This is a genomic window from Citrobacter sp. CK199 (assembly GCF_030333285.1).
GTDB lineage: Bacteria > Pseudomonadota > Gammaproteobacteria > Enterobacterales > Enterobacteriaceae > Citrobacter_B > Citrobacter_B koseri.
In genome coordinates this window covers 132,156-147,256 of record NZ_JAOWGF010000029.1, presented here as the reverse complement: position 1 = coordinate 147,256, position 15,101 = coordinate 132,156, and the positions used below count along the sequence as shown (strand labels likewise).

General features: G+C 52.6%; 15 protein-coding genes and 1 pseudogene. 7 read left to right on the top strand and 9 right to left on the bottom strand.

Translation table 11 applies throughout. From position 1 onward, the window contains the following. Positions 1 to 10 precede the first annotated feature (10 nt). Entirely contained in the window at positions 11 to 370 is a 360-nt protein-coding gene (gene frdD, locus OGX75_RS19050; protein ID WP_012134455.1) for a fumarate reductase subunit FrdD, read from the top strand. Between the two features lie 109 nt (positions 371 to 479). Further along, positions 480 to 1,013, top strand: a pseudogene (locus OGX75_RS19045) (lipocalin family protein). A gap of 17 nt (positions 1,014 to 1,030) precedes the next feature. Here OGX75_RS19045 and sugE read toward each other — a convergent pair. Then, positions 1,031 to 1,348 carry a quaternary ammonium compound efflux SMR transporter SugE gene (sugE, locus tag OGX75_RS19040; RefSeq protein ID WP_012134457.1) on the bottom strand — a complete coding sequence of 106 codons (318 nt, stop codon included), beginning with the start codon at positions 1,346 to 1,348 and terminating at the stop codon, positions 1,031 to 1,033. A gap of 255 nt (positions 1,349 to 1,603) precedes the next feature. Here sugE and OGX75_RS19035 point away from each other — a divergent pair, with 255 nt between their 5' ends. Continuing rightward, positions 1,604 to 2,203, top strand: coding sequence for a LuxR C-terminal-related transcriptional regulator (locus tag OGX75_RS19035; protein WP_024130800.1), 600 nt, complete (start codon positions 1,604 to 1,606; stop codon positions 2,201 to 2,203). Between the two features lie 30 nt (positions 2,204 to 2,233). Here OGX75_RS19035 and ecnB read toward each other — a convergent pair whose 3' ends face one another. The 3 genes from ecnB to efp form a co-directional block, all read right to left on the bottom strand. Then, positions 2,234 to 2,380 (bottom strand): lipoprotein toxin entericidin B, encoded by a 147-nt coding sequence (gene ecnB, locus OGX75_RS19030; protein WP_024130801.1) that lies wholly within the window; start codon positions 2,378 to 2,380, stop codon positions 2,234 to 2,236. 108 nt (positions 2,381 to 2,488) lie between these two features. Then, on the bottom strand, positions 2,489 to 2,623 hold the full coding sequence (locus OGX75_RS19025) for an entericidin A/B family lipoprotein (RefSeq protein ID WP_049011509.1): 135 nt from the start codon (positions 2,621 to 2,623) through the stop codon (positions 2,489 to 2,491). Between the two features lie 189 nt (positions 2,624 to 2,812). After that, a complete protein-coding gene (efp, locus tag OGX75_RS19020; protein WP_012134461.1) occupies positions 2,813 to 3,379 on the bottom strand; it encodes an elongation factor P in 567 nt (188 codons plus the stop codon). 41 nt (positions 3,380 to 3,420) lie between these two features. Here efp and epmB point away from each other — a divergent pair, with 41 nt between their 5' ends. Next, on the top strand, positions 3,421 to 4,449 hold the full coding sequence (epmB, locus tag OGX75_RS19015) for an EF-P beta-lysylation protein EpmB (protein WP_047459494.1): 1,029 nt from the start codon (positions 3,421 to 3,423) through the stop codon (positions 4,447 to 4,449). Between the two features lie 183 nt (positions 4,450 to 4,632). After that, on the top strand, positions 4,633 to 5,496 hold the full coding sequence (locus OGX75_RS19010; RefSeq protein ID WP_058668457.1) for a YjeJ family protein: 864 nt from the start codon (positions 4,633 to 4,635) through the stop codon (positions 5,494 to 5,496). Positions 5,497 to 5,674: 178 nt separating this feature from the next. On the opposite strand, the gene OGX75_RS19005 is transcribed toward OGX75_RS19010, so the two are convergent. The 4 genes from OGX75_RS19005 to OGX75_RS18990 form a co-directional block, all read right to left on the bottom strand. Beyond that, positions 5,675 to 6,028 (bottom strand): DUF4156 domain-containing protein, encoded by a 354-nt coding sequence (locus OGX75_RS19005; RefSeq protein ID WP_024130803.1) that lies wholly within the window; start codon positions 6,026 to 6,028, stop codon positions 5,675 to 5,677. 347 nt (positions 6,029 to 6,375) lie between these two features. Beyond that, the gene (gene ltrA / locus OGX75_RS19000) at positions 6,376 to 8,073 is read right to left on the bottom strand and encodes a group II intron reverse transcriptase/maturase (protein ID WP_286451477.1); all 1,698 of its coding nucleotides are present in this window, start codon (positions 8,071 to 8,073) and stop codon (positions 6,376 to 6,378) included. 1,095 nt (positions 8,074 to 9,168) lie between these two features. Continuing rightward, positions 9,169 to 10,815 carry a chaperonin GroEL gene (gene groL / locus OGX75_RS18995; RefSeq protein WP_012134466.1) on the bottom strand — a complete coding sequence of 549 codons (1,647 nt, stop codon included), beginning with the start codon at positions 10,813 to 10,815 and terminating at the stop codon, positions 9,169 to 9,171. 43 nt (positions 10,816 to 10,858) lie between these two features. Then, entirely contained in the window at positions 10,859 to 11,152 is a 294-nt protein-coding gene (locus OGX75_RS18990; protein WP_000027827.1) for a co-chaperone GroES, read from the bottom strand. Between the two features lie 275 nt (positions 11,153 to 11,427). Here OGX75_RS18990 and yjeH point away from each other — a divergent pair, with 275 nt between their 5' ends. Beyond that, positions 11,428 to 12,678: an L-methionine/branched-chain amino acid transporter gene (gene yjeH / locus OGX75_RS18985; RefSeq protein WP_071257317.1), complete on the top strand. Its 1,251-nt coding sequence runs from the start codon at positions 11,428 to 11,430 to the stop codon at positions 12,676 to 12,678. A gap of 84 nt (positions 12,679 to 12,762) precedes the next feature. Here the strand turns inward: yjeH and OGX75_RS18980 are convergent, their stop codons facing one another. After that, positions 12,763 to 13,239, bottom strand: a complete 477-nt coding sequence (locus OGX75_RS18980) for an FxsA family protein (RefSeq protein ID WP_071257314.1) — start codon at positions 13,237 to 13,239, stop codon at positions 12,763 to 12,765. Between the two features lie 338 nt (positions 13,240 to 13,577). On the opposite strand from OGX75_RS18980, the gene aspA reads away from it, so the two are divergent. Continuing rightward, the gene (gene aspA / locus OGX75_RS18975) at positions 13,578 to 15,014 is read left to right on the top strand and encodes an aspartate ammonia-lyase (RefSeq protein WP_024130804.1); all 1,437 of its coding nucleotides are present in this window, start codon (positions 13,578 to 13,580) and stop codon (positions 15,012 to 15,014) included. Positions 15,015 to 15,101: the final 87 nt, after the last annotated feature.

Below are 15,101 nucleotides of genomic sequence, written 5' to 3'. Positions count from 1 at the left end.
GGAGTCCGGGATGATTAATCCAAATCCAAAACGCTCTGACGAACCCGTATTCTGGGGCCTGTTCGGTGCAGGTGGTATGTGGGGCGCGATTATTGCGCCGGTAATGGTTCTGTTGGTGGGTATTCTGCTGCCGCTGGGACTTTTCCCGGGCGATGCGCTGAGCTATGAACGCGTACTGGCGTTCGCCCAGAGCTTCATTGGCCGCGCGTTCCTGTTCCTGATGATCGTCCTGCCGCTGTGGTGCGGTTTACACCGTATGCACCATGCGATGCATGACCTGAAAATCCATGTGCCAAGCGGAAAATGGGTATTCTACGGTCTGGCGGCGATTCTGACCGTTGTCACGGCAATCGGCATCCTCACAATCTAAGCCATACGCCCTCTTATCTGCGCGATAAGAGGGCGCTTTTTTATTTCCCCTTCTCCCTTATTTTTCCCGCCAGGTTCTACACTTAGAAAAAACCGCTAAGGAAAATCCCATGCGCCTGCTGCCTGTCGTTGCCGCCGTTACCGCTGCGTTTCTGGTCGTCGCGTGTAGCACGCCTGTCCCGCCCAGGGGCGTTACCGTTGTCACTGACTTTGATGCCAGACGCTACATGGGCACCTGGTATGAAATCGCGCGTTTCGATCACCGCTTCGAAAGTGGTCTTGAAAAAGTGATGACAACCTACAGTCTGCGGGACGACGGTGGCCTGAACGTCCTCAACAAAGGCTACAACCCGGACAGGGGCATGTGGCAGAAAACAGAAGGGAAAGCCTAGTTTACGGGCGACCCCAGCCGCGCCGCGCTGAAAGTATCATTCTTCGGCCCCTTCTACGGCGGGTATAACGTCATTGCGATCGACAGAGAGTACCGCCATGCGCTGGTGTGCGGCCCGGATCGCGACTACCTGTGGATACTCTCACGCACGCCGACGCTCTCCGAAGAGATGAAGCAGCAGATGCTGGCCGTCGCGACCCGGGAAGGGTTTGATGTCAGTAAATTAATCTGGGTAAAACAACCCGGCGCTTAACGCTTTTCCCCGGAGGATTAGTGAGCGCTGAGCTTCAGCCCAATAATCCCCGCTACGATCAGCGCAAGGCTCGCCAGACGCGCAGGACTGGCGGATTCGCCAAGCAGCAAAATACCGGTGATGGCAGCCCCTACCGCGCCGATCCCCGTCCAGACCGCATAGGCAGTACCGACAGGCAGCGTTTTCATCGCCCATGACAACAGAGCCATACTGACAATCATCGCCGCAATGGTAATGACGCTGGGCGTCAGGCGACTGAATCCGTGGGTATATTTCAGGCCAACCGCCCAAACGACTTCAAGCAGACCCGCAATGAACAAAATTATCCAGGACATATCTGGCTCCAGAAAAATGGGGCCGTCCCCGGTGAAAGATACATTTGCAGGTCGTCCTGCAAAGCAGAGGTGTGAGAAAGCATTCTTGCCTGCGAAAAAATCAAATTCAACCCTTTTATTTTCCGCCGTTGCAAAAGCATGAATTGGGCGCAATTCGCAGCGCAGTTCACGCATTCGACGCTCATCGGACTTCTCTATGATGAGACGCTTTCTGAGGTCAGGAAGCCATCGCCTACTTCTGGATGCGGAAAGTTTATGTTAAAAATTTTAGTGATTGACCGCTGCCATTTCACCCGCACGGGGATAGAGGCCTGGCTTAATCATTCTGGCTTATTTGATTCTTCTTTCCTGGTATCAGGGTTGAATAACCTGCTACTGGCAAAAGAGCATATTTCCCAGTGGAAACCTCATCTGGTTATCGCTGACTTATATAGTTTTTTCAACTACAGCCACTCTTTTAAGCCAGCAGCGCCGCTCCTGATGGCCTGCGGAGCCACGCCTTTAATTTTGCTGCAATCAGGCGGCGTACAGTACCAGGCCGATAGCGACCCGCTGTATCAGGTCCATGCCGTAGTATCGAAACAGGCCACGCTGCATGAGCTATCGCGGAATATTCAGGACGTGCTGCTTGCCCAGTCCGTTACTGACACGCCAAAAACCGCCACGCCGCTGCTTACGCCGCAGGAGGAAAAGGTGCTGACAATGTGGATGGAAGGTGCGGGAAACAACGCAATCGCGGCTGCGCTCGGTATTCACGGCAAAACGGTCTACACCTACAAACGCAATATCCGTATGAAATTACATATGGATAATCGCTACTCGCCGTTTTTATCCTTACCGGAGCAAATCAATTAACGGTACGACGCCACGCCGTACCGTTCACATTTATTGCTGGGCTCTGGTCGCGGCGCCTGAAATGGCGCTGCCGCCTTCAGAGATATCCTGCCCAACGCCGCGTGTTGTATTACACGCAGTTAGCACGGAAGAAAGTACCAAAACAGAAAAGATCGCTGCAATTGTTTTCTTAACCATAACGTCTTCCTTTTCTAGCCAATGTTGTTTGTGTATAGCCACTTAAGCATAGACAAGATCCCGCAATGTGACGGGCGTTCGACGATTTTTTAAGAGACCTGGAAATAATTAGCTGGCAGCGTGAGAGATAGAATTGCCGAGATGTTTGATGTCTTCACCAAAGCCACGCGCGGTATTACAACCCGTCAGCAACACGCCGGTGAAAAGGATGAGTGCTACAAGACTGATAAGACGTTTCATCATTCCTGCCCTGGAAAAGGTATGGCGCAGCTCAATGCCGCACCATAAATTCAACTTAGCAAATTGCTGACAAACTCCACGTCTGTTTTACCAGATGGCGGTAATACCCATGCGTCACGCAGTCGCCGTAGGCCCGATAAACTTGCGCCATCGGGCATTTCAGACGTTGTCATCAATCTTAATGTCAGCGTCTTATTTAACGCGGGATACGTATTCGCCAGAGCGCGTATCCACTTTGATCACTTCGCCAATCTGGACGAACAGCGGAACTTTAACCACTGCGCCAGTAGACAGCGTAGCCGGTTTGCCGCCAGTACCTGCGGTATCGCCTTTCAGGCCGGGATCGGTATCTACGATTTCCAGTTCAACAAAGTTCGGCGGGGTCACGGTGATCGGCTGGCCGTTCCACAGGGTCACGATGCACTCAGCCTGATCCAGCAGCCATTTCGCGCTGTCGCCGATCGCTTTGGCGTCAGCAGACAGTTGTTCGAACGTTTCGTTGTTCATGAAGTGCCAGAACTCACCGTCGTTGTACAGGTAAGTCAGGTTCATATCGACAACATCAGCACCTTCAGCAGAGTCGGTGGATTTGAAGGTTTTCTCTACACGAGTGCCGGTCAGCAGGCGGCGCAGTTTAACGCGTGCGAATGCCTGGCCTTTACCCGGTTTAACGAATTCACTGGCTTCAACCGCATAAGGTTCGCCGTCCAACATGATTTTAAGACCAGCACGAAAATCGTTGCTATAGTACGTTGCCATAAGGCCCTCTGAAAATTGTTAACTGGTAGCTAAGCCACAAAATGGCGCATATTGTAACCCTAAATACCCCATCCAGAGAAGATTGGTTAGCGCAACTTGCCGATGTTGTGACCAATCCCGATGAACTACTGCATCTTTTGAATATAGACGCAGATGAAAAACTGTTGGCCGGACGCGACGCCAAACGCCTGTTCGCCCTGCGCGTACCGCGATCTTTCATCGCGCGTATGGAGAAAGGCAATCCCAACGATCCGCTTCTGCGTCAGGTACTTACCTCGCAGGACGAATTCGTAACCGCCCCCGGTTTTTCCACCGACCCGCTGGAAGAGCAGCACAGCGTCGTGCCCGGATTACTGCACAAATACCGCAACCGCGCGTTGCTGCTGGTAAAAGGCGGATGCGCGGTAAATTGCCGCTACTGCTTCCGTCGCCACTTCCCGTATGCGGATAATCAGGGCAACAAACGCAACTGGCAGGTCGCGCTGGACTACATCGCCGCACACCCTGAACTGGATGAGATCATCTTCTCCGGCGGCGATCCTTTGATGGCGAAAGATCACGAACTGGACTGGTTGCTTACGCAACTGGAAACGATCCCGCACATCAAACGGCTGCGTATCCACAGTCGTTTGCCGATCGTGATCCCCGCGCGCATTACGGATGGGCTGGCAGCCCGCTTTGCGCGCTCTTCTCTGCAAATTCTGCTGGTGAACCACATCAACCACGCCAACGAAATTGACGACACGTTCCGTCAGGCCATGACGACGCTGCGCAACGCGGGCGTTACCCTGCTCAACCAGAGCGTACTGCTACGCGGGGTGAACGATAACGCGCAAACGCTGGCAAACCTCAGCAATGCGCTGTTTGACGCCGGCGTCATGCCCTACTACCTGCATGTGCTGGATAAAGTTCAGGGCGCGGCGCATTTCATGGTGAGCGACGATGAAGCGCGGCGAATTATGCGTGAACTGCTGACGCGGGTATCCGGTTATATGGTGCCCAGACTGGCGCGTGAAATTGGCGGGGAGCCGAGCAAAACACCATTAGATTTGCAGTTACGCCAGCAATAATTGTTCAAACGAGTGTCCGGTTTCGGACACTCGCCCTTAAAATCGCTTATTTGAATCCGTTCATATAGCGCGACGCTTTCCATATTATGTTATTTTAATAACATAACACACCGAATATATTTCAAAATTATATATTGATTCAAATTAAGTTACCTGATTAATAATTGGTTAGGGAGAACCTTTATGGCGATGAGTATCAAAGGCGTTAATACGGGCGTTATTCGCAAAGCGAATGAGTTTATTGCGCTGGCATTAAAAATAAAAGAACCGAGGAATAAAGAGTCGTTGTTTTTTCTGACGGCGCTGGAATTAAGAGATCTGCTGATCGCTCTGGAAAGCCGGCTGCACCAGAAGCATCACCTGTCCCCCAACGCTCGCCAACAATATGAAAAAGCACGGGATAGAGTCAGTAAAAAAATGCTTGAGAGCATTCCGGCCATTCAGGAAGAGGAACTCAAAAACGCAGATATTAATCGCCGGGTGAATACATTAACGCTGATAGACGACCAGAGCGAAAACGTCATGCTTTCTTTTACGCTGCATGACGGTAAAACATGCGAGCTGATGATTAATGAATTACAGATTGACGTTCTGGTGCGCGCAATTATTCGCGCTATAGATAATGCCGGTATGCGTGAGCTGGTGCTGCGTATTACATCACTACTGGATTTTCTGCCATTATATGATGCCGACTGTCTGGATAACGGTAATCTGGAATATGACGCCTACGCGCAACCTGAATGGAAGCACAATCTCTTCAGCCATTATCTGGCGGTGCTCTATCGTTATACTGATGAGACAGGTAAAACACATTTTAGCGGCGCCGTGGTGAAAAACCGCACCCCTTCTGGCAGCAAAGAGGCAGAGGCCATTTCACGCCGACTGCTTGATTTCAGCCCACGACTGAAGAAGCTGGCCGGGAAACCGTGCCAGGTGTTTGTCAGAACGCTAACCGCTGATAAGACGCACAAACTCACTCAGGAGCAGTGCCTGCGCGCGTTGCATCATTTACGCGTGCAGTCGGTCGAGAAAGCGAAAAACGCCTGATGGCGCTGCGCTTATCCGGCCTATGACCACATGCGCCTGTATAGACCACTTTATTACACAAAATCATTCAACCTGCATCGCAGCGGCAAGCGAAGAAATCCCCAGCAGCACAGATAACTATGTGACTGGGGTTTCACAGCGCAGCCAACAAAGAGGCAGGTTGAAGAATGAAGTGTAATCAGTTAGGGCACTTATAAACCTGACCGTTCATTTCACTGGCGGTCGGGACAAAGCTGGACAACATTCCCTGCGTTGGGCTGCTGACGCCATAAATCACATTTCCGCCCATTGCCGCAGCCTGGTTACGCAGGTCGTTCGCTGCACCACGCATGGAGCCGCCCTCTTCACCGTGCTGACCAGAAAGCCAGTTGCTTTGCTTACCGGTCGCAGTGCCGATCAACTGGCACTCTGCACCAGGCTTGTCTTCCACAAAACGCACACTTTGCCCGGCAGCGGTCAGTTGGTTGCTGGAGCTACAACCCGCCATCAGCAGCGCAGCACCGACGATCCCTGCTAAATATTTTACGTGCATGTTATTCCCCATAATCAATGAGCTGGACGCCACTCACGTCGTCCATGTCTGAATCTTATACTAAAAAGATGACCAAAAGAAAAACCCCCGAACATTTCTGCCCGGGGGTTTCTAAATTCTGGGAGATGAGCCCCAAATCATTCTGGTTGCAGGAAGGCGGCCAGTTTGTTAATCCCCAGGAGCTTACTCAAGTAAGTGACTGGGGTTAGCAAACGCAGCCAACGCCTCTGCGGCCTGAAGGATGCAGGGTGTGGCAATGTCGGGTAGCAGCAGCGCATTACTGCGCCGCCGCCCCCTAAGAACCGTACGAGCGAGTTTCCCCGCATACGGCTCAAGCCTTAATAAGTTCAACCGACGGGTTGAACCGGTTGCGCATCTTTTTCCTCGTTCACGTGCCATTGGATGTGGCAGCCCGGATGCAACATTTCCAGATTCTCAAGCTCGTCACCGCCGCCCAGATGCTTCTGGTGTTTATGGTGAACGTGCCAGCCTGTTTCCATAGTAATTAACTGGTTACAGAGCGGGCAGCGTTTCTCCTGCCTGAGCCAAAGCGTCAACAACTTCTTTCTGCCCTGCATGGTTTCCTTCCAGCGACGCTCAAGGCGCTGCTCGAAGTACAGTTCCCATTCAGGCAGATAAGGGTTTGCCTCCGCCTTTATCTTGATATGCCGTTTAATAACGGTGTCTTTCAGGTACACCAGCGTTGCTGGTTTCTCCTTATCCTCCCGCCATTGAAACGTCCAGTGCCGGTTGCCCACTGTGTGAAAGTATTTCGCCTTCACCCAGCGTTTGTAGCGGTTTTTATGCCGCCTGCAACACCAGCGCCAGAGCAACTTCCAGACACGATAGTCCACATAGCTGAACGTCTCCTTCGCCACCACATGTCGGTGATAGTTCGCCCAACCCCGCAATGCCGGGTTGAGCTGATGTATCAGCCAGTTTTGCGGCTGCGTCGGATGACGCTTCACTATGTCCCTCACCTTCGCCAGAAACGTTCGCAGGTTCTTACGGGAAGGCTTTATCAGCATTTTCCCGCGATACTTGCGCACGTTCTGACCGAGGAAGTCAAAACCCTGCTCAATATGCGTTATCACCGTTTTCTCCGGCGACAGTTGCAGCCCCCGTTCTGCCATAAAGGCTTCAACAAGAGGTTTAACTTCATTCTCCAGTAGCTCTTTCGAGATTCCGGTGATGATGAAATCATCCGCATAGCGCACATAGTTGACCTTGGTCTTGTAGCTGGCTTTGGTATTCTTTATCCCAAACTGGAATTCAAGCACCGCTTCCAGCCCATCAAGTGCCATATTGGCCAGTACCGGCGAAATGATGCCGCCCTGAGGCGTTCCCGCGCCGGTTGCATGGTAATGACCGGACTCCATGTAACCTGCCTTCAGCCATTTGCCCAGCACCTGCTTATCCATCGGGATATGTGCCAGTAGCCAGTCATGACTGATGTTATCGAAACACCCTTTGATGTCGCCTTCCAGCACCCACTGCGCCGAGTTACCCCGGCTGAGCGCCACAAAGCATTGTTCAATAGCATCCGCCGTTGAACGCATCGGACGAAAACCATAACTGTTACGGTCGGCTGTTGTTTCCGACACGGGTTCCAGCGCCAGCAGATATAACGCCTGCATGGCTCTGTCTCTCATGGTCGGAATCCCGAGCGGACGCAACTTGCCGTTCGACTTCGGGATATACACCCGCCGCAGCGGTTTAGGGTGATATCCGGTTCTCTTCATATCGAAGATGGCCTCCCATTTGGTTTTCGGGGTACTCCATAACTTTCCATCCACTCCGGGGGTATCCTTGCCCCGGTTTTCCGTGACTCGCCTGACGGCCAATGCCTTAGCCGCCAGCGAACGAGTCAGCATTCGTTGCAGCGCTTTTACCTGCCGCCACTCCTGCCGTTGCGCCGCCTTCGCAATGCGTACCTGTAGCTTTCTCACCGCTTCTGAGGTTTTACGCCAGTTAATGGCGTGCCACCTTTCCGGGCGGGAAGATGCAGATACCGCCTGCGATTCAACTCGCGTTTCGGTATTCACCTTGCTATCCTCCTGAATGCTCTGTCGAGAGCGCCCTGAGGACGGACGTGGATTTCCCCCGAGGGAGAAATCACGTTTCGCCCCTCGGGGTTTTACATTCAATAAGCTTTACAAGCCTTATTACGATTTAAGACCAGTTGGAAGTCTGCCCCGTTTCCGGTGAGGCCCTGTTTCATGCCTCTATCCACGCAATTACAGCGCGGCGTTTGCTTTCTCCAACCTCCCTTACCCGCATACCCAACAGCTCGCCTTACGGCTCCCCTGCCTCAACGAGGCGAATATACGGGCTTACCGAGTTCCGTACGGATGACACGTATCGGTTAGGCTCTGCCTATCCACCGGTGGCGCTCATATCAGCGTATCCCCAGATGTAAAAGAGATAACCTGTCCACCCACCTTTTGGTCAGAGCGTATCAACGACTTACGCTCAATGCGGCTGACGGTGTTTAACAGCAGTTCACGTACGTTAACCTTACGATACAGCCTGGCCTCTCATGGTCATGTCGTTAGACCAATCCAGTTAATTTCCTCACGGATATCAACCGCCGCCTGCGCGGGAGTACGTTGTCAGGAAGCTCCGCACCCCACCGTTACCAGTGACGCACTATCCCTAGGCTACCGTTGGCTGAACAACGGGTTCTTCTTCGCTGTTTCTGCTCAGAAAAGCGACAGAACAATCACCCGTACAGCTTGCGCTGCATTCCTCTTGTGAAGATCGCGAGCAAGGCGATCCCGTCCTGTTCATGAATCCATGAAAGGATGAAGTGATGATGTATGGCAAACTTCGCCATAATCGTTAAGGATGTAACGTCGATTTGGGAATCACCGACGTCTGCCCTGACGGGCACTCCGCGCAGCGTAAACTACTGCGGATAACTGAGTGAAAGTAATGGGCGCGTTACTGCTCATCACTGAAAGGTAACCCAAGTTATGGGTGCGTATTCCGCCGCCGAAGCGACTCCACCTTATGCTACGCTAAAGGGATGTGAGAACGGGTACTTGACCCGCTCTCACGGGGCGCGTAAGCTAACTGTCAGAGAGGGAAATTCTCTGTTTATTCAGTCAGTTACGCAGAGGAATGCGACTCTCGTCGCATTACATCATGCCGCCCATTCCACCCATACCGCCCATGCCACCAGCTGCGCCTAAGTCAGGAGCATCGCCTTTCGGCAGGTCAGTTACCATGCACTCGGTGGTGATCATCAGACCAGCCACGGATGCCGCGTACTGCAAAGCAGAACGGGTTACTTTGGTCGGGTCCAGGATACCCATATCGATCATGTTGCCGTATTCTTCGGTTGCTGCGTTGTAACCGTAGTTGCCGTCGCCGCTTTTAACGGTGTTAGCCACAACAGACGGTTCTTCGCCGCAGTTCAGCACGATCTGACGCAGCGGGGATTCCATTGCGCGCAGCGCAACTTTGATACCCACGTTCTGGTCTTCGTTCTGGCCTTTGAGTTCCGCAATTTTAGACGCGACGCGAATCAGCGCAACGCCACCACCGGCAACTACGCCTTCTTCAACCGCAGCACGGGTCGCGTGCAGGGCATCTTCAACGCGTGCTTTTTTCTCTTTCATTTCAACTTCGGTCGCAGCGCCAACTTTGATAACCGCAACACCGCCTGCCAGTTTCGCTACGCGCTCTTGCAGTTTTTCACGGTCGTAATCGGAAGTGGCTTCTTCGATCTGCTGACGGATCTGAGTGACACGGCCCTGGATCGCAGACTCTTCACCCACGCCATCAATGATGGTGGTGGTGTCTTTGTTGATCACAACGCGTTTTGCCTGACCCAGGTCTTCCAGGGTAGATTTTTCCAGCTCCATACCGATCTCTTCAGAGATAACGGTACCACCGGTCAGGGTTGCGATATCTTGCAGCATCGCTTTACGACGATCACCGAAGCCCGGCGCTTTAACCGCCGCCACTTTCACGATGCCGCGCATGGTGTTAACCACCAGCGTAGCCAGCGCTTCGCCTTCCACATCTTCAGCGATGATCAGCAGCGGTTTGCCTGCTTTCGCAACGGCTTCCAGAACCGGCAGCATTTCGCGGATGTTAGAGATTTTCTTATCAGCCAGCAGGATGAACGGGCTTTCCAGTTCTACTGCGCCAGTTTCCGGCTTGTTGATGAAGTAAGGAGACAGGTAGCCACGGTCGAACTGCATACCTTCAACCACGTCCAGCTCATCCTGCAAACCAGTACCGTCTTCAACGGTGATCACGCCTTCTTTACCGACTTTGTCCATCGCTTCAGCGATCAGTTTACCTACGGTTTCGTCGGAGTTAGCGGAGATAGTACCAACCTGAGCAATGGCTTTAGAATCAGAGCACGGTACGGACAGGGTTTTCAGTTCTTCAACCGCAGCAGCAACCGCTTTGTCGATACCACGTTTCAGATCCATCGGGTTCATGCCCGCAGCAACGGCTTTCAGACCTTCAGTGATGATGGACTGAGCCAGTACGGTCGCGGTGGTGGTGCCGTCGCCTGCCGCGTCGTTCGCTTTAGAGGCAACTTCTTTCACCATCTGCGCGCCCATGTTTTCGAACTTGTCTTCCAGCTCGATTTCACGCGCTACGGAAACACCATCTTTAGTAATGGTCGGCGCACCGAAAGATTTATCCAGAACCACGTTACGGCCTTTCGGACCGAGGGTCACTTTCACTGCGTCTGCCAGTACGTTTACGCCGCGCAGCATTTTCACACGAGCGTCGTTACCGAATTTTACGTCTTTAGCTGCCATTTTCTCTTTCCCTTAAATTCGTATGTTCAGTGTCGTTCGCGGATTACGCTTCAACAATTGCCAGAATGTCGCTTTCAGACATGATCAACACTTCTTCATTGTCGATCTTCTCAGATTTCACACCATAGCCATCGTTGAAAATAACGATGTCGCCAACCTTAACGTCCAGCGGCTGCACAGTACCGTTATCCAGGATGCGACCCTTACCGACAGCGATGATTTCGCCACGCGTTGATTTACCCGCTGCGGAACCGGTCAGAACAATGCCGCCAGCAGATTTGGATTCAACTTCTTTACGTTTGACGATCACACGATCATGTAACGGACGAATACTCATTGATAGCTCTCCTTTGAGAAAGTCTTTATCAGTTATGGGTGACGCCGGCCCGTGAACGGTTTCCCGGCTAGTGACCAGAGAGATGGGGATGGGTTTTTGCCCCTTCAAGGGGGCAGATGAAAAAAAATTCTTATCAGCAGAAAATCGCGCGAAAACGGTAGGTCACCTCACATTTCATAACGATTTAAGGCGGCCCGTCATAAGTAAATCCGATTGTGTTACCATCGAAAATCTGCGCAGTTGCCCAAAAATTGGGCGTAACCGGATAGTGACTCATGAGTGGACTAAAACAAGAGCTGGGACTGGCTCAGGGCGTGGGCCTGTTGTCGACATCACTGTTAGGAACCGGCGTCTTTGCCGTCCCGGCGCTGGCCGCGCTGGTGGCGGGCAATAACAGCCTGTGGGCCTGGCCTGCGCTCATCGTTTTAGTCTTTCCTGTGGCGATTGTTTTTGCCATCCTGGGGCGTCATTTCCCCAGTGCGGGCGGCGTGGCACATTTTGTCGGGATGGCGTTTGGTTCGCGAATGGCGCGTGTCACCGGATGGTTGTTCCTGTCGGTCATCCCCGTCGGCCTGCCAGCGGCGCTGCATATCGCCGCCGGGTTCGGTCAGGCGATGTTTGGCTGGCACGGCTGGCAGCTTTTACTGGCGGAATTCGGCACGCTGGCGCTGGTGTGGTTCATTGGCTCTCGCGGCGCCAGTTCCAGCGCCAACCTGCAAACGATCATTGCCGGGCTGATTGTGGCGCTGATTGTCGCCATCTGGTGGGCGGGCGATCTCAAGCCGAACAAAATTCCATTCCCTGCCCCTGCGGATATTGAGCTGCCCGCCCTGTTCGCCGCGCTGTCGGTTATGTTCTGGTGCTTTGTCGGCCTTGAAGCGTTCGCCCATCTGGCATCGGAATTTAAAAACCCTGAACGCGATTTCCCGCGCGCACTGATGATCGGTCTGCTGCTGGCCGGCTCCGTTTATTGGGCGTGTACGGTGGCGGTTCTGCATTTTGACGCCTACGGCGCGCAAATGGCGGCGGCAGCGTCGCTCCCTGACATCGTCGTGCGATTGTTTGGCGTACAGGCGCTGTGGGTCGCCTGCATTATTGGTTATCTGGCCTGCTTCGCCAGCCTGAATATCTATATCCAGAGTTTCGCCCGCCTTGTCTGGTCACAGGCGCAGGACAGGCCAGATCATTATCTGGCGCGCCTTTCTGCCCGCCGCGTTCCCCGCAATGCGCTGAACGCCGTACTGGGCTGTTGCGTACTCAGCACATTGTGCATTTACATCCTTGAGATCAATCTCGACGCGCTGATCGTCTATGCCAACGGCATTTTCATTATGATCTACTTGCTGTGTATGCTGGCCGGGTGTCGGTTGCTGGCAGGACGCTATCGCGCGCTGGCGGTGACTGGCGCTCTGCTGTGTCTGTTATTGCTGGCAATGGTGGGATGGAAGTGTCTGTACGCGCTGATTATGCTGACGGCGCTGTGGCTGTTTTTACCCCGCAGGTTGGCTAAGCGTCAGCAGTTGTAGGCCCGGTAAGCATAGCGCCACCGGGCATTTATGCCGGATGGCGCCGCTGAAGCGGTTTATCCGGCCTACGGTTCAACGTTTGATTTAATCCTTGCGGTCGTCTTTATGATCTAAACGGTCACGCTCGTCCTCTTTACGCTGAAACTCACCGTCAAACGTCTCGCCGCCGCCCGTTCCGGCGCTAAAACCGCCGCCAGGCATACGGGAAAAACGCAAATGCGGCAGCAACTTCATGGTCAGGTGTTTCTGCACGGGCGGCAATAAAAGAAGCAGCCCCAGGAAGTCGGTGAAGAAGCCGGGCAGCACCAGCAGCAGGCCCGCGATGATCAGCGACACGCTCTTGATCATCTCCGCCGCCGGACTTTCGCCAGCCGCCATTTTCTGCTGCATCAACAAAAAGTTCTTGAAACCCTGGTTTCGCACCAGCGACATACCAATGACCGAGGTGAAAATCACCAGGATCAGCGTCATCAGGACACCCAGCACATGGGCGACCTGGATAAAAATAGAAATCTCAATGTAAACATAGAGAAAGATGGCAATAAACGGTATCCAGCGCAAAGGACTCTCCTGTAAATGACAGCCGTTTTCATCACGTCTGTCTGATATGGGTGCGCGATTCACATGCGTCAGATGTTGAGACGGTTAGCAAAATTTCAAGCTGTTTGTACACTTATTTTTAGTGGTAATCCCAAAGCGGTGACCTATTTCACAAAATAATAAATAAGGGGTAACTTCCCACACTTTAAGTGATCCAGGTTACGGTAGAAATCCTGAAGCAGAATATGATCTCGAGTATCAGACCGATGCAGGGGATAATCGTCGGTCAGGAAACATTCGAAACCACATATATCCTGTGTGTTTATGTAATTATTGGCAGCTTGAAAAAGAAGGTTCACATGTTAAACAACATTCGTATCGAAGAAGATTTGTTGGGTACCAGGGAAGTTCCAGCGGATGCCTACTATGGTGTTCACACTCTGAGAGCGATTGAAAACTTCTACATTAGCAATAACAAAATCAGCGATATCCCTGAATTTGTACGCGGTATGGTAATGGTGAAAAAGGCAGCGGCCCTGGCCAACAAAGAGCTGCAAACCATCCCTAAAAGTGTGGCCAACGCCATCATTGCCGCATGTGATGAAGTCCTGAATAACGGCAAATGCATGGACCAGTTCCCGGTAGACGTTTACCAGGGCGGTGCAGGTACTTCCGTCAACATGAACACCAACGAAGTGCTGGCCAATATCGGGCTGGAACTGATGGGTCATCAGAAAGGTGAATATCAGTACCTGAACCCGAACGACCATGTGAATAAATGTCAGTCCACCAACGACGCCTATCCGACCGGTTTCCGTGTTGCCGTTTACGCGTCTATCGTCAAACTCATTGATGCAATCAATCAGTTGCGTGAAGGCTTCGAGCGTAAAGCCGTTGAGTTCCAGGACATCCTGAAAATGGGCCGTACCCAGTTGCAGGATGCTGTACCGATGACCCTCGGCCAGGAATTCCGCGCTTTCAGCGTACTGCTGAAAGAAGAAGTGAAAAGCATTGAACGTACTGCTGAGCTGCTGCTGGAAGTTAACCTCGGCGCGACGGCAATCGGTACTGGCCTGAACACCCCGAAAGAATACTCTCCGCTGGCGGTGCAGAAACTGGCTGAAGTCACTGGCTTTGCCTGCGTACCGGCAGAAGACCTGATTGAAGCAACATCCGACTGCGGCGCTTATGTCATGGTACACAGCGCGCTGAAACGTCTGGCTGTGAAGATGTCTAAAATCTGTAACGACCTGCGTTTACTCTCCTCAGGCCCACGCGCGGGTCTGAACGAGATCAACCTGCCGGAACTACAGGCGGGCTCTTCTATCATGCCAGCGAAAGTAAACCCGGTAGTACCAGAAGTTGTTAACCAGGTATGCTTCAAAGTCATCGGTAACGACACCACCGTAACGATGGCAGCCGAAGCAGGCCAGTTGCAGCTGAACGTAATGGAGCCGGTTATCGGCCAGGCGATGTTCGAATCTATCCATATTCTGAGCAATGCCTGCTACAACCTGCTGGAAAAATGCATTAACGGCATTACCGCAAACAAAGAAGTGTGCGAAGGATACGTTTATAACTCCATCGGCATCGTCACCTACCTCAACCCGTTCATCGGCCACCACAACGGCGACATCGTTGGTAAGATTTGCGCCGAGACCGGTAAGAGCGTCCGTGAAGTGGTGCTGGAGCGCGGCCTGTTGACTGAAGCAGAGCTGGACGATATTTTCTCCGCACAGAACCTGATGCACCCGGCTTACAAAGCAAAACGTTATACTGATGAAAGCGAACAGTAATCGTACAGGGTAGTAACACAGGAGGCACGTCAGATGACGTGCCTTTTTTCTTGTCATAAGTTACCAAATAACAACAATTTAATATCA